The organism is Bradyrhizobium genosp. A (assembly GCF_049949275.1).
Taxonomy (GTDB): domain Bacteria; phylum Pseudomonadota; class Alphaproteobacteria; order Rhizobiales; family Xanthobacteraceae; genus Bradyrhizobium.
In genome coordinates this window covers 6,407,888-6,429,163 of record NZ_CP188196.1, presented here as the reverse complement: position 1 = coordinate 6,429,163, position 21,276 = coordinate 6,407,888, and the positions used below count along the sequence as shown (strand labels likewise).

Annotated in this window: 15 protein-coding genes; 9 read left to right on the top strand and 6 right to left on the bottom strand. The window is 64.3% G+C overall.

Translation table 11 applies throughout. The annotated features are described in order from the left end of the window. Positions 1–13: 13 nt before the first annotated feature. Together ACP2YP_RS30165 and ACP2YP_RS30160 are read right to left on the bottom strand one after the other, a co-directional pair. Positions 14–817: an isocitrate lyase/PEP mutase family protein gene (locus ACP2YP_RS30165; RefSeq protein WP_426419866.1), complete on the bottom strand. Its 804-nt coding sequence runs from the start codon at positions 815–817 to the stop codon at positions 14–16. Positions 818–885: 68 nt separating this feature from the next. Next, a complete protein-coding gene (locus tag ACP2YP_RS30160) occupies positions 886–1,785 on the bottom strand; it encodes an alpha/beta fold hydrolase (protein ID WP_426419865.1) in 900 nt (299 codons plus the stop codon). A gap of 150 nt (positions 1,786–1,935) precedes the next feature. On the opposite strand from ACP2YP_RS30160, the gene ACP2YP_RS30155 reads away from it, so the two are divergent. Beyond that, positions 1,936–2,397 (top strand): MarR family winged helix-turn-helix transcriptional regulator, encoded by a 462-nt coding sequence (locus ACP2YP_RS30155; protein WP_426419864.1) that lies wholly within the window; start codon positions 1,936–1,938, stop codon positions 2,395–2,397. Positions 2,398–2,754: 357 nt separating this feature from the next. On the opposite strand, the gene ACP2YP_RS30150 is transcribed toward ACP2YP_RS30155, so the two are convergent. Both ACP2YP_RS30150 and ACP2YP_RS30145 read right to left on the bottom strand, forming a co-directional pair. Then, positions 2,755–4,656: a WD40 repeat domain-containing protein gene (locus ACP2YP_RS30150; RefSeq protein WP_426419863.1), complete on the bottom strand. Its 1,902-nt coding sequence runs from the start codon at positions 4,654–4,656 to the stop codon at positions 2,755–2,757. 253 nt (positions 4,657–4,909) lie between these two features. Further along, on the bottom strand, positions 4,910–5,521 hold the full coding sequence (locus tag ACP2YP_RS30145; protein WP_426419862.1) for a TetR/AcrR family transcriptional regulator: 612 nt from the start codon (positions 5,519–5,521) through the stop codon (positions 4,910–4,912). Positions 5,522–5,650: 129 nt separating this feature from the next. Here ACP2YP_RS30145 and ACP2YP_RS30140 point away from each other — a divergent pair, with 129 nt between their 5' ends. The 5 genes from ACP2YP_RS30140 (at position 5,651) to ACP2YP_RS30120 (ending at position 14,596) form a co-directional block, all read left to right on the top strand. Beyond that, positions 5,651–6,880, top strand: a complete 1,230-nt coding sequence (locus ACP2YP_RS30140; RefSeq protein ID WP_426419861.1) for a cytochrome P450 — start codon at positions 5,651–5,653, stop codon at positions 6,878–6,880. 291 nt (positions 6,881–7,171) lie between these two features. Beyond that, the gene (locus ACP2YP_RS30135) at positions 7,172–10,804 is read left to right on the top strand and encodes an AsmA family protein (protein WP_426419860.1); all 3,633 of its coding nucleotides are present in this window, start codon (positions 7,172–7,174) and stop codon (positions 10,802–10,804) included. Positions 10,805–11,144: 340 nt separating this feature from the next. Beyond that, a complete protein-coding gene (locus ACP2YP_RS30130; protein WP_426419859.1) occupies positions 11,145–12,269 on the top strand; it encodes a DUF2336 domain-containing protein in 1,125 nt (374 codons plus the stop codon). Positions 12,270–12,294: 25 nt separating this feature from the next. Beyond that, a complete protein-coding gene (locus ACP2YP_RS30125) occupies positions 12,295–12,540 on the top strand; it encodes a hypothetical protein (RefSeq protein ID WP_426419858.1) in 246 nt (81 codons plus the stop codon). 343 nt (positions 12,541–12,883) lie between these two features. Beyond that, a complete protein-coding gene (locus ACP2YP_RS30120; protein ID WP_426419857.1) occupies positions 12,884–14,596 on the top strand; it encodes a di-heme-cytochrome C peroxidase in 1,713 nt (570 codons plus the stop codon). Positions 14,597–14,605: 9 nt separating this feature from the next. Here the strand turns inward: ACP2YP_RS30120 and ACP2YP_RS30115 are convergent, their stop codons facing one another. Beyond that, positions 14,606–15,445, bottom strand: a complete 840-nt coding sequence (locus tag ACP2YP_RS30115) for a class I SAM-dependent methyltransferase (RefSeq protein WP_426419856.1) — start codon at positions 15,443–15,445, stop codon at positions 14,606–14,608. 161 nt (positions 15,446–15,606) lie between these two features. Between ACP2YP_RS30115 and ACP2YP_RS30110 the strand changes: the two genes are divergently transcribed. Both ACP2YP_RS30110 and ACP2YP_RS30105 read left to right on the top strand, forming a co-directional pair. Beyond that, a complete protein-coding gene (locus ACP2YP_RS30110; protein ID WP_426419855.1) occupies positions 15,607–18,987 on the top strand; it encodes an ATP-binding protein in 3,381 nt (1,126 codons plus the stop codon). After that, positions 18,978–19,514 (top strand): sterol desaturase family protein, encoded by a 537-nt coding sequence (locus ACP2YP_RS30105; RefSeq protein WP_426419854.1) that lies wholly within the window; start codon positions 18,978–18,980, stop codon positions 19,512–19,514. Before ACP2YP_RS30110 ends, ACP2YP_RS30105 begins: the two co-directional genes overlap by 10 nt. A gap of 234 nt (positions 19,515–19,748) precedes the next feature. On the opposite strand, the gene ACP2YP_RS30100 is transcribed toward ACP2YP_RS30105, so the two are convergent. Beyond that, entirely contained in the window at positions 19,749–20,111 is a 363-nt protein-coding gene (locus ACP2YP_RS30100; protein WP_426419853.1) for a hypothetical protein, read from the bottom strand. Between the two features lie 169 nt (positions 20,112–20,280). Between ACP2YP_RS30100 and ACP2YP_RS30095 the strand changes: the two genes are divergently transcribed. Beyond that, a complete protein-coding gene (locus ACP2YP_RS30095) occupies positions 20,281–21,231 on the top strand; it encodes a hypothetical protein (protein ID WP_426419852.1) in 951 nt (316 codons plus the stop codon). The last annotated feature ends 45 nt before the right edge of the window (positions 21,232–21,276 follow it).

The following is a 21,276-nucleotide window of genomic DNA, read 5'->3' as shown; positions in this document are numbered from 1 at the left end:
CCGAGCCGGCGGCTCAGACATTCGGTTGCAGGAACGTGCCGTATTGCTTGCTCATGGCGACCCCTGCGGCGGCCTGTCCAATGACACGCATCGCCGCCAGCATCGGCCACGGCCCGAGGCTCACCCGCCGAACGCCGACGCGGGCGAGATCCGGAATTGCGGGAACGCCTTGCGTCACCATGATGTTGACCGGCAGAGGCACGAGTTGAACAAACTTTCCGATAAGCGCGAGGTCGGTGAGGCCGGGCACGAAAATTCCGTCGGCGCCGGCGTCAGCATAGATCTTCGCACGCCTTGCCGCTTCGTTCAGGCACTCTGCCGGCGATCCGTATTTCAGCAAGAACGGATCAGTCCTCGCATTGATGAATAGATGAACGCCGAGTTGTTGCGCCGTGTGCCGCACGGCCTTGATCTTCGCGGCGTGCTGTTCGGGGCTCGCGAGTTGCCGCTTTCCTCCGGATAGCCCGTCTTCGATATTGATGCCGACGGCACCGGCTTGCAGAATTCTGGCTGCCGATGTGGCGGCGGCGTCTGGGGTGTCGCCATATCCGGCCTCGAGATCGATTGACACGGGAATCGACACAGACTCGGTTATCCGCGACACCAGACCTGCCACCATATCGAGAGGGACATTTTCTCCGTCCGCATATCCAAGTGCGGCCGCGACCGCCCCGCTGCTGGTCGCGATCGCCTGGGACGTCTTCGCGATGGCTTTGGCGGTGGCGGCATCCCAGGCGTTGAACAGGACGAGCGGATCCCCCGTCCTGTGAAGACCGTGAAAAATTTCGGCGTATTGCTGCTGTATGTTGGCGTCCATCTCGCGTACTCCTCGTCAGAAATTCCAAAGCCGATCGGGCGGCGCCGTCTGGCGTCCGCGAAAGGCGTTCAGTCCGGCGCGTGGGTCCTGAACCAGTCCATGATCAGGCCGGTGACTTCGGCCTCGCGCTCGAGGTGCGGGAAGTGTCCGACATCCGGCAGGACAACGCGCTGATGCGGTCCCTTGAACAGCGGCTCCTCCTTCACCGAATATCTCGCTGTCGGATCGTTGCTGCCGTAGATCGTCAGCGTCGGCGTCTGCATCTCGTTGATCGGCAGCCGACCCATGCGTCCCGCCTCGGTCAGGCCTCCGTAATATCTAAGCGCCGCGGCCATCGTGCCGGGAGAGCTGAGTGTCTGTTTGATCGAACGAATGTGCTCGACATCGTTGAACGTCGGCGACCACAGCTTCCAAAGATAATCGACGAAGGGCAGTCCTTCGGCATTGACCGCCGACTCGGCGCCAGGCAGCTGGAAGAAATAGACGTGGAAGATCGATCGAACGATTTCCGGATCCCGCCTGATGCTTGAGAATGTGATCGGATGGGCGGTGTTCATGACGACCGCGGCCTTGATCGCCGACGGCGCCGTGGCCAGCGCCTGAAAGGTCGACGTGCCGCCCCAATCCATGCCGACGACACGGGCCTGTCCGTCCTCGCTCAGCGCTGCGATCAGCGCTTCGAGATCCTTGCCCAATGCGACGGGATCGAAAATGCCGTCCGCCGGGATCTCGGTCGGCGCATATCCGCGCAGAAACGGCGACACCGCACGATAGCCCGCATCCGCGAAGACTTGCAGCTGCCTTCGGTAGGACCAGGCATTGTCGGGAAAGCCGTGCATGAAAATCACAAGGGGACCGCGCCCCTGTTCGAGATAGGCGAACCGCACGCCATTGGCCTGCACGTATTTCAGGACGGGTTCACTGCCGTTGGCAGTCGGCGTCGATAAGGCTGCGCTCCGGATCGTCATCGTCATCCTCCATGTCATCACACTCTTCTGCGATGAATATGTGCGTAGCACACATATCGGGTCAAGTTGTTTTTTGTGCGCAGCGCACATATTATTGATCAAATGGAGACTGGAATCGCGAATTTGCTGGGAGCGCTGTCGCTCGCGGTCATGGACCGCATCGAGCAAGGCGCGCGCGAGGTCATCGGCCGCGGCGGCGAGACGCCTGCGGCACTCGTCGTCATTGGCTACGGCCAGGGCATGACCAACGACAAGCTGCGGCGGATCCTTGGCCTGTCGCATTCGGGAACGGTCCGGCTGGTCGACCGTCTGGTTTCGGATCGGCTTGTCGAACGCCGGCCGGGAAAGGACGGTCGGGAGGTCGCATTGCACCTGACGGCCTCGGGCGTTGCGACCCGGAACGAGCTGATGACGTCCCGGATTTCAGCCGTGGCGTCACTTCTGGATGTGCTGTCGCCGGCTGAGACGAAGCGATTTGAAACGCTGATTCACGAGCTGCTGGCAAGGCAGGACACGTCGGAACTGGATCGGTTCACGATCTGCCGGATGTGCGACGATAGCGTCTGTACGAATTGCCCATTGCCCACCAGCAAGGGCAAACACAATTGCTAGCCGAGGTGTTGTCAGCGGGGGGCAGCAGGCGAAACCGGGGGGCGGCGCAAGATGCTGGCCGAGCTCGGCTGCGACGTCGTGCAAGGCTTCCTCCATGCCCCCGCGCTCGCGCCAGCCGCCTTCGAGCGCTGGCTGATCGAGCATTGCGCTGAACAGGCGAGGGCGATTGCTGGGGCGACTCGCGCAGGTCGATGCGGTCGCGGTGAAACGGTCGGCTTAGGGCAGGACTGCTGAACGCGATCTGCAATTAAAAGCCGTCATGTCCGATTTATCCTTGGGAGCAGACAAGAGCAGCCGGCGCTAATGCGTCGGCTAAGGGGCCAAAATCAGTCCATCGACCAAGTATGCCCCAGGGCGTCAAGGATGAAGGAATCGTCGCTTCGCAGCTTCGTCAAACGGCTTCACCTCGAAGCCTCGCACCAGCTTGACGTATTTTTCCGCGCCAGGCGAGACCCGGACCCGCCCGTCCGAGAACGACATTACGAAACCGAGATTGGGGGTACCTTGCAAGGACCAGATTGTCTTGCCGGTTGCGATGTGCCGGAGCGCGAAGCTGGCGGAGAAGCTGCCGGAAGAGAGGCCGTGCGTGATCAGGACGTGGCGGTTGTCGGTAGCGAACTGAGGGTCCGGTTCGCCGTGCAGCAAGGTGCGTCCGGTCACGACATCGACAATATCGGAGCCATTCGGGATGCGGTCATGGGGCTGAACCGCGATCCATCGACCATCGGGCGACTGGGGAGCGCGATATCGATCGGGCGAGTCATTCCTGATCCACTCATGACCGATCGCGGCGTCGTTTGCCGGGATGCGTTCGACGATGCCGAGATCGGCGATCATCCGGTCGCATAAAATTGCGCTGCAGATTGGCTGGAACGCCGGCGTCAGCGGAACGATTACGCTGTCGTCGGCCTTCGTCACTTCAATCCACTTGCCTGCCTTGAACACAGACTTATCCGTCAGCAGAACAACATTTCCGGTATTGGAAAGCCCGGCAATTTTCCAGGAGTTCGTGGCATCGCCGCCCGGCTCAATCTTGTCGATCTGCCGCGCGTTATCGGTATCCCAGACTCCGACCGACTTTTTCCCTCCGGGCGCTTTACTCGCGATGGTCGCCGCGAAGTAGCGTCCGTTGGGCGAGAGCGCGTAGACACTGCTGTCTATCGGCCCCAACGGATTCGCATCAACGCGTGCCGCAAGGTGACGCCGCTTGCCATACCGCTGCACAAGCATTGTCGGCCCATCGGATGCAGCTTCCACGACCGCGAAGGTGCTGCCGTCGGCGGAGATGATCGGTGCAACGTAGACACCGTCGAAATAGGCAGCGCGCTGGCCTGTCCTGAGGTCCCACACTGTGATGGGCCCGTCTGGTGCAGCACGAACGGTGTAGAAGCGGGTATCCCGTGAAACTTCCTCGGGCGCATCGTGGTCGACCGTGCATTCGGCGTGCCAGAGGGACTGGGCCCTGCTGTTTTTAATTTCGAAGGCGGCCGAATCCGTGAATGCATGATCACCCTCGCCACCATGGGTACCGAGAACGACGTAGCGGCCGTCGAAGGCAAATGACGACAAGTAGTGGCCGCACCAATTTTCGGGCAATTCGACCGTGACCGGAGCCGATAGATTGCGCAGGTCGTGGATCGTCAACCAGCTCGACTTGTCATCAGTAATCACTGCATAGCGGCCGTCCACGCTTGTAACGACCCGCTCGATCGTCTGCAATTTAGAGAGCTCTTCGGAGAGCCCATGGCTTGCGAGGAATCGACCGATCAGCTTACTGCTGTCGGGATTTACCTTCTGCTCGGCCGGGTCTGAAATGTCCTTGTCCCCGCGAGAGATGGTCAGGTGATCAATCCGGTCGATCCCTTCGGGCTTCGCTTCAGGACTCACCTTCTCACCCGTGGCTGAGGTCCATGCCAGCGGCTTGCCGTCTTCGTCGACGGCACGGACGACACGGCTGTCCGCCGAAATCGAAAGGCCCGATATCCTGCGCCCGCCTGTGCGTAGAAGCCGCAGCGTCGCGCCGCTGCGCAAGTCCTTGACCCGTATGGAGGTAGCTTCTTTGGAGTATTCGGCGAACCAGCGCTGATCCGGTGCGATGACGAAGGCTTCCGTAGACCCTTCGTTACTGACCTGCGGTGTGGCGACGAAACCGGCGAACCGCCCCCGCATCGTGACCGGCCCGGGCTCGCTGTCGCCGGGCGGCACGCCAGCTGGGTCTTGCGGTCCAGCGTGCGCCACGGTGCCCGTCAGCACGAGCATTAGCGAAGCCGTACGTGTCAGGCGGAGCAGAAGGGATCTGGCCATATCGTCCACTCGGGGAATTCGTCGTTTCTTCGTTCTATTGCAGGGCGCGGGCGATGCAAGTTTGTCTCGGGCACGAAGTATGGTTCGTCTCCGCCACGGAAAGGTCCATTCCGGGGTCAAAAGTCGAAATGACGGAGCTGGCTGCTTAGGTCTGCTTCGTCCGCGGAAGCGGACATCCCACACATGTGGGAACATGCTTCGGCGGCTCTCACTCCGACGCCAATCCCGTCCTTCTCCTCAAATCCGCGATCGCGTGCCAAAAGCTGTCGGCCGGCGTGGTCTCCGGGTCGATCAGCCGGTGCAGGCGAAAGCCGTCTTCCAGCGCCAGCACAACAGAGGCCATCCAGGGCGGATTCAGCGTCTCACCCTTGTCGTTGCTCTTCAATGTCGCCTCGACGATATCGGCGATCAGCTTGCGCCGCGCGCGCAGACGTTTGGCGAGCTCGGGGCGGCGCTTCTCGGCACGGGCGACGAAGAGGATCATTTCCATGTGCAGGAGCGGCGAGCGGGTGAGCGGGTCCTGCCGGCCGCGATCGATCGACTTCAAGGCCGCGATGAAATCGTCGAGATTGTCGTGCTGTGCGAGGATGTCCATGTTGCGCCGGATCGACTGCTCGACATGGTCTTCGAGCATGGCGATGATCAGCTCGTCCTTGCTCTTGAAGTTCGAATAGAACGCGCCGCGGGTGAAGCCCGCGGCAGCGGCGATCGCCTCGATGCTGGCGCCGCCAATGCCGTCCTCCTCGAACACGCGGGCGGCCGCCTCGAACAGCTTGTCGCGCGTATCGTCCCTGGTCGGCCTGGTTCTCACTCTTGACATCGGCGCAGGTTAGGGCAGAATGCAACTCGATACAATAATGTATTGAGTTGAAGAACGTCAGGGATGGTTACGCTGGGCATCGGGGCTGCCCGCGTATCGTGTCATGCGGCAACCGATGTGAGGTCCACCATGAACGAGCAAGTGCAACCCGCAGGCGATCCGCTGTTCAATCCGCTGGCGCCGGACTTCATCCGCAATCCCTATCCGCATTACGACCGGCTGCGCACGATCGATCCGATCCACGTGACCCCGTTCGGCCAATTCGTCGCCAGCCGTCACGCCGATGTCAGCCTCGTCATGCGGGACAAGCGCTTCGGCAAGGATTTCGTCGAGCGCACGACGCGCCGCTACGGCCCCGACATCATGAAGGAGCCGGTGTTCCGCAGCATGGGCAATTGGATGCTGCAGGCCGATCCGCCCGATCACACCCGCCTGCGCGGCCTCGTCGTGAAGGCCTTCACCGCCCGCCGGGTCGAGGACATGCGGCCGCGTATCCAGGAGATCGTCGACCAGACCATCGATGCCGTGATCGACCGCGGCCGGATGGACCTGATCGAGGATTTCGCCTTTCGCCTTCCTGTGACCATCATCTGCGACATGCTCGGCATCCCCGAGGATCATCGCGAGGTCTTCTACAAGAGCTCGCGCGACGGCGGGCGGCTGCTCGATCCGGTGCCGATGACGCCCGAGGAGATCGCGAAGGGCAACGCCGCCAACGCTATGGCGCAGATGTACTTCCAGCAGCTGTTCGAGCTGCGCCGCCGCAATCCCGCCGACGATCTCACCACCCAGCTGGTGCAGGCCGAGGAGGACGGCAACAAGCTCACCAATGAGGAGCTGACGGCCAATATCATCCTGCTGTTCGGCGCCGGCCACGAGACCACCGTCAACCTGATCGGCAACGGCCTGCTGGCGCTCCATCGCAATCCGGACCAGCTCGCGCTCTTGAAGGCGCGGCCCGACCTGATCACCAACGCGATCGAGGAATTTTTGCGCTACGATTCGTCGGTGCAGATGACCGGGCGCGTCACGCTGGAGGAAATCGACGATCTCGGCGGCAAGCGGATCCCCAAGGGTGAGTCCGTGCTCTGCCTGCTCGGCTCGGCCAATCACGATCCGGCGGTTTATCCCGATCATCCTGATCGGCTGGACATCACCCGGCCCAATGTCCGGCCGCTGTCGTTCGGTGGCGGCATCCATTTCTGCCTGGGCGCCCAATTGGCGCGCATCGAGGCCGAGATCGCCATCGCGACGCTGCTGCGGCGGCTGCCCGATCTGCGCATCGACGACGTCGAAAACCCGGCTTGGCGCCCGACCTTCGTGCTGCGTGGCCTGAAGCACCTGCCGGCGAGCTGGTGATAGCGTTGATTCTGCGAGCGCTGGTCCTCATCCTGAGGAGCGCGCCAGCGCGTCTCGAAGGATGTAAGGCCCCGCTGCATCCCCGCGGCGATAGCCAGGCCTCGCCCTTCGAGACGGCCGCGTTCCGCGGCCTCCTCAGGGTGAGGGTCTCGCAGCAGCGTTAACCTCCGTGCGCAACAGTCGCTGTGACTTCGCCACACTTCCCCTTATATAGGGGAAGTTCCGGCGCGCCTGAAGCTTGGTTGTAGGCTTGGGTTTGACCCGGGTGCCGGCTTGGCCGAGGGGAGACCCGTGCAGACGACGCTGCTCGGACTGGCGATTGCCTTTATCTTAGCGCTGCTGGCCGCGCTGATCGGGCCTTATTTCGTCGACTGGAACCAGTTCCGGCCCCAATTCGAGGCGGAGGCGACCAGGATCATCGGCGTGCCGGTGCGCGTGGCGGGCGAGCTCGATGCGCGGCTGCTGCCGGCGCCGACCTTGCGACTGCGCTCGGTCACCTTTGGCGGCAACAACGATCTCGGCCGGCTGCGTGCCGACAAGCTCGACGTCGAGTTCAGCCTGAGCTCCCTGATGCGCGGGGAATGGCGCGCCACCGAGCTTTCGGTTGGTGGCATGGCGGTGGATCTCGGCCTCGACGCCAAAGGCAAGGTCGACCTGCCGTCCACTGCGAGCGGCACCTTCAACCTGGCTTCGCTCGCCATCGAACGGCTGAACCTCACCGGCCGCATCGCGCTTCACGACGCCGCCAGCCGCGCGACGCTGAAGCTCAACGACATCGTCTTCACCGGCGACGTGCGCTCGCTCGCAGGCTCGGTGCGGGGCGACGGCAATTTCACCGCCGCAGGCGTGCGCTATCCGTTTCGCGTCTCCTCTGGGCCGAGCCCCGACGGTAGCGCCACCCGCCTGCACCTCAACATCGATCCCGGCGAGCGCGCCATTTTGGCCGATCTCGAAGGCGTCCTTGCCTTCGACAATCGCCAGCCGAAATTCGACGGCGCGCTGACGCTGGCGGTGCCGCCGACGAAGAAGCCGGGCGAGGCGGGACCGACGCCGTGGAAGGTCACCGCCAAACTCAAGGCCGATCCGGCCGGCGCCAGGTTCGACCAGATCGATGCGAGCTTTGGCCCCGAGGACACCGCGCTGAAGCTCAGCGGCGTCGGCGATCTCAGGTTTGGCGCCTCGCCGCTGCTCCGCGCGGTGCTGTCGGCGCGGCAGGTCGATGCCGACAAGCTCGCCGGCCGTGACGATGCCGAGCCGCTGCGCATCCTGCCGGCGCTGCGCGCAGGGCTTGCCGCGATCCCGCAGGCGCCGATCCCGGCGCAGATCGAGTTCAACTCCGACCAGATCATGCTGGGCGGCCGTCCGCTCCAGAACATCACGACCGAGCTTCAGACCGACGGGAGGTCCTGGACGTTCCAGCGGCTCGAGCTGCGCGCGCCCGGCATGACGCAGCTTTCGCTCAATGGCGCCACGCCCGGTGCCGGCAGTTTTAGCGGCCGCCTCAGCGTCGAGTCGTCCGATCCCGATACGCTGGTGGCCTGGCTCCAGGGCCGCAACGAGGTCAACCGCCGCAGTACGCGGCCGCTGCGGCTTGCCGGCGACGTGACGATCGCCGCCAACCATCTCGCCATCGACAAATTGAAAGCGGACATCGAAGGCGGCACTGTGGAGGGCCGCATTGCGTTTGCGCAGACCGGCGCCAGCAAAGGCCCGCGGATCGATGCCGACCTCAAGGCCGACCGGCTCGACCTCGATGCCGCCGCGAGCTTTGTCCGGGCGCTCGCCGGACCGCAGGGCGAATGGCCGGAGGAGGCAAGATTCTCGCTCGACATCGGCCGCGCGATCTCGGCCGGACAGGAGCTGCGGCCGTTCGCGGCCAAGCTCGGCTACGGTCCGACCTCGTTGTCGCTGGAACAATTGCGGTTCGGCCAGGCCAGTGGCGTGACCACGGAAGCGAGCGGCAGTTTCGATCGCACCAGGGCTACCGGCAAGCTCGCACTGAAATCCTCCGCCAATTCACTGCGCGATCTCACGGCGCTGCTGGAGCCGATCGCGCCTGCGCTGCGCGCGCGCTTCGATGCGATCACGCCACTGCCGGGCGCAACACGCCTGAAGCTCGACCTCAGCCTCGACAAGAACGCGGAACATGCCGATCGCAGCGACGCGCGCGCCGTGTTTGACCTCGACGCGCCGCAGCTCAAGGCCACCGCGACGCTCGCCGCGCAGGCGCCGGTGGCGGCGGTCAACGGCCTCGACATCGACAAATTGCGCAACAGCGACTTCACGCTGGAGTCGAGACTGTCATCGCCGCAGGCCGCTTCGCTGACGGCGCTGCTCGGCCTCGATCGCATGGTCGCCGCAGGCGAGGGCGCCTCGCAGATCGAAGGCAGACTGAGCGGCGCATGGCGCCGGCCGTTGCAACTGAACGCAAAGCTCAGCGGCGGCGGGCTGGATGCGGATGCGCAAGGCAGCGTCGAATTGTCGGCGCCGGAGCCGAAGGCCAGCGTGAATCTGCGTGTGCGCAACGTCAATCTGGCGCCCTTGTTCGGGACAAGCCCGGCCGACAAATCAGCCCGGAATGTGAGCCTGTCCTCCCGCCTCACGCTATCAGGCAATCGCCTGACCTTGGACGATCTCGACAGCACGGCTTCAGGCTCGCATCTGCGCGGCCATCTCGTCATGACGCTCGATCAGGAGAAGAGCGTCAACGGCGAAGTCGGGCTCGACACGCTCGATCTGGCGCCCGCGCTCGCGCTTGCCGTGGGCGCCGCCGGACGTGACGCCGGCGAGCCGCTGAGTGCAGGTCTCGTCAGTGGCTGGCGCGGCCGCATCGCGTTTCAGGCGCTGCGCGGCAGCCTGCCGGGTGGAATCGAGCTGCGTCCTTTCGGCGGCACGATCAGGAGCGACGGTCAATCGCTCGCGCTCGATGCGCTCAAGGGCGGCGTCGGTGGCGGCGAGATGACCGCAAGCCTCGATGCACGCAATGGTGCCAACGGCCTGGCGCTGAACGCGCATCTCGATCTCACCAATGTCGATGCGGCATCGCTGCGTTACCGCGATCTCGCTTTGCCGAAGGGGCGCGCTTCGGTGCAGATGACGTTGACGAGCCAGGGCCGCAGCGTCTCGGCCCTGACCGGTGCGCTCGCCGGCAACGGCACGGTGACGCTGGACGCAGCCGAGATCAGCGGCCTCAATCCGCGCGCCTTCGAGATCGCCATCCGCGCCAGCGACGGCGGGCAGGTGAACGACGACAATCGATTGCGTCAGCTCGTCGAGCCCGCATTGTCGGCTGCTCCCATTGCTGTCGCCTCGGCGCAGATCGCCTTCACGATCCGCGACGGCCGCCTGCGCGTCGGCGCAACCCCGCTCGAGGCCAAGAACGCCCGCGCCATCGTCTCCGGCGGTTACGACATTCCCGCCGACCAGGCCGACATCCGCGCCAGCCTGACGCCGATCATGACCGGTCTCTCCGGCGCGCCGCCGGAGATCCAGCTGTTTGCGGCAGGCCCACCCGACAAGCTCAACCGCACCGTCGATCTCACGCCGCTGTCGTCGTGGCTTGCGGTGCGCACGATCGACCGCGAAACGCGGCGGCTGGATGCCATCGAGCGCGGCGAGCCGCCGCCGGCGACCGCCGCGCTGCCGACACTGGTCTCGCCCGAGCCCGCGCCGGAGCCGGCGCTGACCGACGTGCCGCTGCCCGGCCGCGATCCGCGCCGCCCGCCGCCGAAGGTGAGGGTCGAGCCCAAGGTCGCACCGACGCCGAAGGCGCCGCTTGCAGCCCCCGCCGTGCCGAGCCCGCCGCTTGCGAGCCAGCAGGCCGCGCCCTTGCCGCCTCCGATCGACGTGCGACCCGCCCCGGGGCCGCCGCCGGCAAAGCCCCGGCCGAAGCCGCCGCTGGTCCTGACGCCGTCGAATCCGTAGGGCGAAGTCGATTTGGGAGATTGGGCCGCGGGCTCCTCTTACCTCTCCCGCTTGCGGGAGAGGTCGGCGCAAAGCGCCGGGTGAGGGTTCTCTCCTCCGGGGGCTGTCCCGCTGCGGAGACACCCTCACCCCGACCCTCTCCCGCAAGCGGGGGAGGGAGCGCACCGTTCACGTTGCGTAACGGTAACCACATTCGCTCGCATTTGAATGAATTTTCCTCAGCAAAACTGAACTGCCGATTTTACGGGATTCTCGCGTTTGATCTCTAGCGTGGTTCCCAGAGGAATCCGGCGTCCTGCCCGCACGGGCAGGATGGCTCACCAAGAACTGGGGTATCGAGATGAACGGGGCGACATCGCTTCTGCAGGATCTGGACGACGCGATCGCGCGCGGCACCGACGAAAGCCGGGCGAAGGCGTTGTGGCATGCGACCGATCTGTTGATCACCGGTCGCTACGTCGACGACGAGATCAGCATGTTCGGCGAGGTCATCGGCCGGCTTGCCGACGAGATCGAGGTCGCGGCGCGGGCCCAGCTCTCCGAATTGATGGCGGGCTGCGATCACGCTCCGCTCAACGTCATCGAGAAGCTCGCTCTCGACGACGAGATCGAAGTCGCAGGCCCCGTGCTGCGCGACTCGACCCGGATCGACGAGAAGGTGCTGGTCGCGAGCGCCATGACCAAAGGCCAGGCGCACCTGCTTGCGATCTCCCAGCGTGATGCGATCGGCGAGGCCGTGACCGACGTGCTCGTCAAGCGTGGTAACCAGGAGGTTGTCACCTCGGTCGCCAGGAACGAGGGCGCGCGCTTCTCCGGCTCGGGCCTGCTGCACATGGTCCGGCGCGCCGAGGGCGATTCGATCCTGGCCGAGCAGCTCGGCCTGCGCAAGGACGTGCCGCGCCACATCTTCCAGCAGCTCATCTCCAAGGCGTCGGAAGACGTCCGCCGCCGGCTCGAGACCGAGCGCCCCGAGATGATGTCGCAGATTCAGAGCTCGGTGACCGAGGTCACCGGCGATTTGCAGTCCAAGTTCGGTCCGTCCTCGCGCAGCTATTTCGTCGCCAAGCGCGTGGTGACGACGCAGCACCGGCAGGGCAACCTCAACCAGGTCTCGATCTCGAACTATGCGCGCCAGCACCGTTTCGACGAGGTGCAGATCGGCCTCTCGCTGCTGTCGTCGCTGCCGGTCGATGTGATCGAGCGTGCACTGATGGACCGCAACCGGGAGATGATCCTGGTGCTGTGCAAGGCGCTCGACTTCTCCTGGGACACGACGATGTCGCTGTTGTTCCTCGGCGCCAAGGATCATCTGATCACCGCGCGGGAGCTCCATGACAATGAGCGCGACTTCGGCCGGCTCAAGATCGAGACGTCACGCAGCATTCTGAAATTCTACCAGTCGCGCAAGAACAGCGCCGGCACCGATCCCGGGACGGGTCGTCAGCCCGATCTCCAGGTTCACTGAGCGGGACATCGAGGGAGTATTTGCAATGTTGCCTCAATTCGGCACCGCAGTTCGCAAGAACAAGAGCCTCACCAAGACCCTCCCCGCCGAGATCGGCGGAACGGCGCCGGAGAAGGCCACCGTTGACGCCGCGTGGCTCGTGCTAGAAGCCGCCAACGATCTCGGCGACCACGCCGCGATCGAAGCCTGCCGCCGCGTCATCGACGCCGAGCTGAACGGCACGGTCGCCGCCAGCGCGGATACCGATCTCGTGCTGGGGTATTTCCGGTAACGACCAGCGCAGCCGGCCCCATCGCGCCTCCCGGCAGCGCGTCTTAATGCCCCACCTCTACCTTTGCGCTCATGTCTGACATGATGTAGCCTCCACTTGCGGGCGCCGAAAGGCGGCCGCAGGCAATGGGGTTCGGAGCGGTCGCTATGGGGCGGCGTGTCTTCCTTGCTGGTAGTTCGGCACGAGCGCACCCGCTCGTGGCGCATTGTCATTTGCATGAAAATATCTGGAAGGCCTCCGGTGCTGCCCGCAGCGCCATCGCTGGCGCACGATTGCTGATTGCTATGTAGCGACGGCACAGGCGCCGTCATTATTGAGCGCTTCACGATGATTGGAGCCGATTATGACATTTGATGTGCGCGTACCATTGATTGCCGTCGCGGCCCTTCTCGCCGCCTTCATTGTCGCATCGGCGGAAGACAAGCCCCAAGACAAATCCCAAGATAAATCTCAAGACAAGCCCCCGTCGGGTAGTCCCGTCCATCTGCAACAGGGCTGGAGCGACGAGACCGCCGATCGCTGGCATTTCATCTCGCAGGGAACGGCGCTGATCCCCTATGAATGGTTCGTCGCACTGGAGCAGCCGGGGCAGCAACCCGGGCAAACGGCACTGATCAAGGCGCCGGATAATCTGCAGCGCCTGGGTTTCCTGACCGAACCCGTGAGCACCACCAACCCGGACGGTCTCGCCATCGGTCTTTACAGCAACCCGGTGGATATACCCGACGGCAGGCACGCGTGCTGGAAAGGCAACTGGCTCGGCCTCGGCTGCGCCGGCTGTCATACCGGGCAAGTCAGCTATCGCGGCCAGCAGATCCGCATCGAGGGCGGTCCGTCCCACATCGATATCGATTCATTCGTCGGACAGCTGGTCGGGTCCATCACGGCCGTTCTCCAGAATCAGGACGGGGCCGCACAGCGCTTCATGGCGCGGGTGAAGGCGCCGCCTGCCGACGTGCTGAGTGGATTGCAATGTTTCGGCGGCGTCTTGCAGGCGGCCGCGAAGTTCAACCAGATGGTTGGTGGAAACTCCGGCGATACGGCGGGCGGGGCGGGCAGGCTGGACGCGCACGGCGCCGGCTTGAACCAGCTGCTGGCCGGACCCTTCAGGCTGATGACCGATCCGTCCGACATCGGCGAGACCAGGAATTATGCGCACCTGACCGCGCCGGTGCGATACCCGGCGCTGTGGGATACGCCGCGCTTCAACTGGGTGCTGTACAACGCCTCGATCCGTCAGCCGCTCACGCGCAACATCGTCGAGGCGCTCGGTGTGCTCGCGCCGATCAAGCATGACGCGACGATGATCACGCCCGACGTGATGCATGGGGTCCAGATGGAGAATGTCGTCTGGGGGCAGCGGAAGCTGATGGATCTGCGCTCGCCGCGCTGGCCGGAAGCCATTCTCGGTGGACTTGACCAGAAGCGGGCGCTGCGCGGCCAGCTGGTCTATGTCAGCGCGTGCGCGAATTGCCACGAGGCCGCGCCCGTTGAAGCGGCTTCGGGGGCCTGCAGCGAGATCCAGGTTCCGCTGGTCGATCTCCGCAAGATCGGCACCGATCCCGAGCAGGCAACGACGTTCAACAGCCGCAAGATCGCGCTGTCGAAGATCGGCGGTCCGGACGCGATGTCCAACTACAAGGCCGCCGAGGTTCTCACCGGAAACATCGCGGCGCAGTGGATCGGTCGGTCCAAGGACAACGCGGCCAGCGCCGCCGAGATCAATTGCGGCCGTCCCAACCAGTACAGAGCGCCGCTCGCGTACCGGGCCAGGCCGCTCAACGGCATCTGGGCGATGGCGCCCTATCTGCACAACGGCTCGGTGCCGTCGCTGAATGACCTCCTGCTGCCGCCAGGGCAGCGGCCGAAGACCTTCTATGTCGGCAATTGGGAGTTCAATCCGGACATCGTGGGATACGACATGAAGGCGCGGACGCCGGGCGCGTTCCTGTTCGATACGACCATACGCGGCAACTCTAATGCCGGGCACGTTTACGGAACTGATATGACCGAGGACGACCGCAAGGCGCTGATCGAATATCTCAAGACGCTCTGAGCGCCCGGCTCAGTCCTTGCGGCAGGTGAAGCAATAATAGGGGCAAGTGCCGTCGGCAAAGGACGCATGCAGCTGCGTGCCTGGAATGCCGGCGAACTCGTGCGAGACGCCGAGCAGCATGCGCGGCACGATCTCGTCCGCCAGCGCCGTCCGTCGCGCGCCATCGAGCTCCAGCGCGCGCGCCACATTGGCGGTGATGTCGTCCTCCCGAACGAGGCGCAAGCGCGACTGGGCCAGGGACTCGCGCGGATACACGTCCTTCGAGCGGTCTTCGAAGCACGCCATCAGGAAGGCGCCGCCCGGCCTGAGCACGCGGTGGACCTCCTCCAGAAAGCGTCCCATGTCGCCATAATGCTGCGCGCTCTCGACGTTGACCACGGCGTCGAAACTCTCGTCCGCGAACGGCAGGCTGAGCGCATTGCCGACGCGGAATGCGAGATTGTCCTGGTCGGCATAGCGCGCCTTGCTGAAGCGGATCGCGGGCTTGCAGATGTCGAGCCCGGTGTAGCTCTTCGGGTGGAGATATCGCGCGATGTAGGATGCGCCGCCGCCGCGGCCGCTTCCGACCTCCAGCATATCCTTCCCCTCGATCGAGGCCCCCGACGCCACGTGATGGTAGAGCTGGATCGCATAGCGATCGGGCTCGTCGGCGGCTTGTAGCGCGACCTGCTCGCCGTTCAGCGAGGCATAGCCGTAGTTGAGGAATCGGATCGCGGCGTCCCTGTCGAGATTGCTCAGCAGGGAGTACCAGGCGTTGGTGAAAAGGTGGCGCGCGGCGCGCGAATAAAACAGTTTTACGACGGCCGAGTGGATCGGGTTTGCCGCTGTCGGATACGGATCCTGCTTCACGGATGAATACTCTCACGCGAAAATGGGGAACGCTTCCACCTTGAAGCATGGGTCAATGCTTTCGATGCGTCAACAATGGCGACGCTTGCCTGCCACGATTGACTTCATTCCGAGGGGGGATATATCTTAGGTTTAGTACAATTAATGCTGGACTCCGCGTGATGACTGGGCAGGTTGCTGCCTGGTTGGAGAAGGTCGGCCTCCCTCAATATCAGAAGTCCTTTTCCGACCATGGCATTGATTTCGACATTCTCTCCGAGATTACGGATCGCGATCTCGTGACCATGGGCGTCGTGCTTGGGCACCGGCGCAGGCTGTTGCGCTCGATTGCCGAGCTCGATGTTCCCGCGCGTCTGCTCGGGCCGAAGATCGACGCGGGCGCCGAGCGCCGGCAACTCACCATCATGTTCTGCGACCTCGTCGGTTCGACTGCGCTGTCGCAGCAGTTCGATCCCGAGGAGATGCGCGAGATCCTGCAAGCCTATCGCGAGGTCGCGACCGCGGTCATCGCGAGCTATGACGGCATCGTCTCGCGATTGGTGGGCGACGGCATCCTGTCCTATTTCGGCTATCCATCCGCTCACGAGGACGATGCCGAGCGCGCGGTCCGCGCCGGGCTCGAGATCACCGCCGCGGTCCAGGCCATCGACGTGCAGCCGGGCTTGCGGCTGGAGGTGCGGATCGGCATCGCCACCGGCCTCGTCGTCGTCGGCGATCTCTTTGCAAAGGGTGCCTCGAGCCGGCTCGAGGTGATCGGCGAGACGCCCAACCTCGCGGCGCGAATGCAGGCCTTCGCCGAGCCCGGCACCGTCATCATCGCCTCCTCGACGCGCCGGCTGCTCGGCAATCTGTTCCAGCTGCGCGAGCTCGGCACGCGCGCGATCAAGGGATTCAGCGAGGCGATCGAAGTCTGGGCAGTGGAGCGTCCATCGCCGCTGGCGAGCCGCTTCGAAGCCTATCACTCCGCGGGCCTCGCCGGTTTCGTCGGCCGCAAGCCCGAGCTCGACCGGCTGGCCGAGTGCAAGCAGCGGGCCTGGCGCGGCCAGGGCCAGGTCGTGCTGATTTCCGGCGAGCCCGGCATCGGCAAGTCGCGGCTTGCGGCGCATTTCCTCAATGAGCGGATTGCCGCGGAGCCGCACATCCGATTGCGCTATCAGTGCTCGCCGCATCATCGCGCCAGCGCGCTCTATCCCGTCATCACACAGCTGCAGCGGGCGGCGAAGTTTGGTGCCGGCGACGGCAACGCGCAGCGGCTGCGCAAGCTCGAAGTGCTGCTCGGGCGCGGCGATCTGAAGACACCGACACTGGTGCCGCTGTTTGCGGATCTGCTGTCGATTGCCACCGACGGACACTATCCGCCGCTCGACTGGACACCGCAACAGCTGCGGCGCAACACGCTTGCTGCGTTGGTCCAGCGGCTGCAGCGCCTGTGCGCGGAGGCGCCGGTGGTCTGCATCGTCGAGGATCTGCATTGGGCCGATGCGACCTCGCTCGAGCTGCTCGGGCTCGCGGTCAGGCTGGCCGACCAGCTTCGTCTGCTGCTTGTCCTGACCTTCCGCGACGAATTCACGCTGCCATGGATGGGCCCGGCGAATTTGACGACGCTGGAGCTCGGGCGGCTCAAGGAGACCGAGGTCCAGCACATGATCGCGGACGTGATCGGAAGCCGCGCGGTGCCGTCCGAGCTGGTCATGCAGATCGCGACGCGGACCGACGGCATCCCGCTGTTCGTCGAGGAGTTGACGCGGACCATGCTCGAGATGGGCGTCCTCGAGAAGGGCGCGGGCGGTCGCTACAGGATGGCCGGCAGCCTGCCGCGCCTGTCGATCCCGACGACGCTCCAGGATTCGCTGATGGCGCGGCTCGACCGGCTCGGGCCGGCAAAGGAGGTCGCGCAAGTGTGTGCCGTCATCGGCCGCGAATTCTCCGACGTGCTGCTGCGCGCCATCGCCGACAAGGACGATGCCGAGCTCGATGCCCGGCTCGCCCAGCTCGAAGCCGCCGAATTGATTTTCCGCAACAGGTCCGCGCCCGATGGCGTCTACACGTTCAAGCACGCGCTGGTGCAGGACACCGCCTATGAAAGCCTGCTCAGGAGCAGCCGGCGGCGACTACATGAGCGGATCGCAGCCGTGCTCCAGGAGAAATTCCCGGACGCCGCCGCAGCAGCGCCCGAAATCGCCGCGCATCATCTCACGCAGGCCGGTCTCGTCGAGGACGCGGTCGAGTGGTGGGGCAAGGCGGGCGATCGCGCGCTGCGCAGCTCGGCCTATCCCGAGGCGATCGCGCATCTGACCAAGGCCATCGGTCTTGCGGAAGGCTTGAGCGAAAGTCCGGCCGGACAAAGCCGGCGGCTGCAATTGCAGATCGCCTATGGCAACGCGCTGATCGCAACGCGCGGCTATGGCGCGCCGGAGACGTCGGTCGCGTTCGCACGCGCGCGCGAGCTCGCCTTCGGGCTCAAGGGCGCACCCGAAAGGTTCGCCGCCACCTACGGCCTGTGGGTCGGAAGCCTCGTTCGCAGCGAGCTCGGATCGATGCAGGAGCTCGCGCAGGCGTTCCTGCACGACACCGCCGACCGGCCCGACGCGCCGGAGGCGGGGATCGCCCATCGCGTCTGCGGCATGACGCGCTGGTTCGAGGGCAATTTCGTCGACGCCAAGCAGCATCTCGAGCAGGCGCTCGCGATCTACCGCGACGAGCACGATCGCAATCTCGCGTTCCTGTACGGCCACGATTGCGGCATCGCGGCGGCGATCTACCTCGCGCTGGTGCTGTGGCCGCTCGGCGAAGTCGATCGCGCCGAGCAACTGGCGCAGAAAGCGATCCGCCGCGCCGCCGACAGCGGCCATATCGCAACGATGGTCTACACGCATTTCCACAAGATCGTGCTCGAAGCGATGCGCGGCAATCCCGAGCGTGCGCGGCCGCATGTCGATGCCGTGATCGAGCTCAGCCGCGAGCACGGCCTTCTGCTCTACACGCGGGCCGCCAAATTCTGGAACGGCTGGATCCGTTGCCGCCTCGGCGAGCGCGCAGCCGGGCTGCAGGAGATGGAAGACTCCATCGCGCTGCCGCTGGTCGGGAAGATGGCGACCGGGCTCTACGTGCCCTTGACCTGGACGCTGCTCGCGGAAGCAAAGGCCGGCGAGGGGCAGTTCGACGAGGCGCTCGCGATCCTCGACGAACAGCTCGTCGAGGTGGAGCGGACCGGACAGGAGTGGTTCACGCCGGAGATCCAGCGCTGTCGCGGCGAGCTGCTGCTGCGCAAGGACCCCATCGACATCGTCGCCGCGGAGGCGGCCTTCACCCAGGCCATCGAGACCGCGCGGGCGCAGCAGACCGCCACGTACGAGCTGCGCGCAGCCCTTTCGCTTGCCAGACTGTATCAGGCGAGCGGAACGGATGCGCAGGCGCGCAGCGTGCTCAGTCCGGTGATCGGGATGTTCACCAACGCACAGGAGTTGCCGGAAATATTCGAAGCACGGGCGGCCATGGAGCGTTCCAGCACGACCAGCCCTTGCGCAAACCCATGCGACTGAAAACGTTTCTGTACTTCGCCGATTTCGTGTTCTACCCGCTGGCAAGTGCTGCGCTGGTCGCGGTCGCGCTGCTCTTGAAGGAGCCGCTGCGCTGGGACGAAGCGGCGATTGGTTTCGCAAGCGGACTGCTGCTCTGGAGCCTCGCCGAATACGTCATTCACCGGTTCGCACTTCATGGTCCGGCCTATCTGGCCGCCTTGCACGACATGCACCATTCCGATCCGCGCGCGCTGGTCGGCTCGCCGCTGTGGCTGAGCCTGGGATCGATCTGTTGCGGATCGCTGTTGCCGGTGTGGCTGCTGGTCGGGTTTGGGTCCGCCTGCACCGTCACGGCGGGGCTGATGCTGGGCTACATCTATTTCGGTGCGCTCCACCACCTCATTCACCATCATCCGGTGAAGCGCGGCGGCTATCTCTGGCGCCTCAAGCGCCGCCATACGCGCCATCACTATGGCAAGAGGCCGTGCAATTTCGGCGTGGTCACCAGCATGTGGGATCGCGTTTTCGGAACGTATTGTTCCGAATGACGGCGCCAATGAGCGCGTGCCGAATCCCACTTGAAAAGTGTCTGTTGGCGAACCCGGTTCACCTCTCCCGAAGGGAGAGGTCGGATCGCATCGACAGATGCGATCCGGGTGAGGGGTTACAGTCTCACCGAATGCTGCGGCCTCTCACCCGGATTGCTCTGGACGATGCTTCGCATCGCCAGGTGCAATCGGACCTCTCCCCGTCGGGGAGAGGTGAACACAGTGACCGGCCGCTCAGCCGCAATTCCAGATCGCGCCGATCGGCGTTCGCGTCCAGCACGGACCGAAGCTGCCGCCATTGTAGCGGGAGCCGCCAAAGCCGGGCCGGCCGAAATAGTGCCATTCGCCGTCGATGTAGCGGTAATAGCTCGGCACCGGATCGATGTACCAAGGGCGCTGGTTTTCGCGCGCGTAGCGACGAAAGCCGTTCTTCTGCATGTAGATCGGCTGGCTGTTGCTGAGCGGCTGACGATAGCCCGGCAGGAAGCCGTAGCCATGCCAGCTTTGCTTGGGCTTTTTTGCGACGGGCGCAGCAGGCGCTGCGACCGGCAGCAGCGACAGGATGGCAGCAACAAATAGACATATGAGGCGCGACATGGGTAGACCATAGACAGCAGATCGCGGGAACGCCATTCAAATTCGAGTGGGACGCGTTTGGAAATTCGCGCGAATTTTACGGAGCATGGGCAGGCGTGCTCGCCAGCAAATGTCACAGTAGAGCAGCGCCCTCCGCGCGTGATATCGTTCGAGGCAATCAGAGGCCGTCATGTACCGGTTTGGTCACGAACGACAAGCGCATACCGAGTTTTGGCTCGATACGAGCAGGCCGGAGGGAACTCTCTGGCATATTTCGGCTGGAAAACCCGTCAGCGTCGAGCGGTGGGTCGATGCCGAGGTTCTGTATCGAGACGACGGATTCAAGCTGGTTCGTTTGGGCCACATTCCTCCCTTCAAGGGCGACACTTTCCGCTATTCGAAAGGTCGCCGAACATTCGACTTCCAGGCGGATCGCTCGCTCTCGGGAGGCACGATCACCGGTACTTGCAGCATCGTGCTGAGTGTCGAACCGGGCGTGCTCGAAAGCGCCGCTTCTCAGAAGGCGGGAGTGGAGGAGATTGTCGCTGATATTGATGCTGCCTTGCGTGCCTGGCCGACGCTGTCTGCAACCGAAAACGACCCAATCGGCGCGACATACTTCATGGTTTTCGTCGAAGGCTGGACTGATGCGCGTTTCACCCGATCAGGAAGCTACAAATTCGCGCGAGGAAAACCGGTGATGCCTCGGCCTCGACCGGAACTGTCGCGCTGGAAAGCACAGACCCTCATTTATCCTCTTCCGGTCAATATCGCGGGAGGCCGGACCGACGAGCATCGTGAGGCTCTGACGCGCGACGACTATGTGCAACTGGTACGGATCCGAACTCCGAGAGGACCTGCGAACGACGGTCCCGACGCATTTCATTATGCCGATCAGGGAATCTCTTTCGATTTCTCTGCCGATCACCGCATCGCGACGGCAATTCCGACCGATACCTGGGAGGTGTTGCTTGATCCGCCGCATTTGCGGGGCCTGTCGCCCACACTCCGAACGCAGCTCGGGCCGGATCGGTGTGCTGAGATCGCAGCCGATATCGAAGAAGCTCTGTATGCTTGGCCCACGGATCGAGGATACGAAATCGAGACTCCGATCAGCCGCGTGGTGTTCCTTGACGCGTAGGTCGTCCGGTCAAGACCTTGGGCGGCCAAGCGCGGCCAAGGCCAC

What these genes read in the sequence shown, in the direction of transcription:
- ACP2YP_RS30140 (WP_426419861.1), top strand. Translation starts at nt 5,651, where the DNA reads ATGAACGAGCAAGTGCAACCCGCAGGCGATCCGCTGTTCAATCCGCTG.
- ACP2YP_RS30120 (WP_426419857.1), top strand. Translation starts at nt 12,884, where the DNA reads ATGACATTTGATGTGCGCGTACCATTGATTGCCGTCGCGGCCCTTCTC.
- ACP2YP_RS30105 (WP_426419854.1), top strand. Translation starts at nt 18,978, where the DNA reads ATGCGACTGAAAACGTTTCTGTACTTCGCCGATTTCGTGTTCTACCCG.
- ACP2YP_RS30155 (WP_426419864.1), top strand. Translation starts at nt 1,936, where the DNA reads ATGGACCGCATCGAGCAAGGCGCGCGCGAGGTCATCGGCCGCGGCGGC.
- ACP2YP_RS30095 (WP_426419852.1), top strand. Translation starts at nt 20,281, where the DNA reads ATGTACCGGTTTGGTCACGAACGACAAGCGCATACCGAGTTTTGGCTC.
- ACP2YP_RS30130 (WP_426419859.1), top strand. Translation starts at nt 11,145, where the DNA reads ATGAACGGGGCGACATCGCTTCTGCAGGATCTGGACGACGCGATCGCG.
- ACP2YP_RS30160 (WP_426419865.1), bottom strand. Translation starts at nt 1,785, where the DNA reads ATGACGATCCGGAGCGCAGCCTTATCGACGCCGACTGCCAACGGCAGT.
- ACP2YP_RS30150 (WP_426419863.1), bottom strand. Translation starts at nt 4,656, where the DNA reads ATGCTCGTGCTGACGGGCACCGTGGCGCACGCTGGACCGCAAGACCCA.
- ACP2YP_RS30145 (WP_426419862.1), bottom strand. Translation starts at nt 5,521, where the DNA reads ATGTCAAGAGTGAGAACCAGGCCGACCAGGGACGATACGCGCGACAAG.
- ACP2YP_RS30165 (WP_426419866.1), bottom strand. Translation starts at nt 817, where the DNA reads ATGGACGCCAACATACAGCAGCAATACGCCGAAATTTTTCACGGTCTT.
- ACP2YP_RS30100 (WP_426419853.1), bottom strand. Translation starts at nt 20,111, where the DNA reads ATGTCGCGCCTCATATGTCTATTTGTTGCTGCCATCCTGTCGCTGCTG.
- ACP2YP_RS30125 (WP_426419858.1), top strand. Translation starts at nt 12,295, where the DNA reads ATGTTGCCTCAATTCGGCACCGCAGTTCGCAAGAACAAGAGCCTCACC.
- ACP2YP_RS30110 (WP_426419855.1), top strand. Translation starts at nt 15,607, where the DNA reads ATGACTGGGCAGGTTGCTGCCTGGTTGGAGAAGGTCGGCCTCCCTCAA.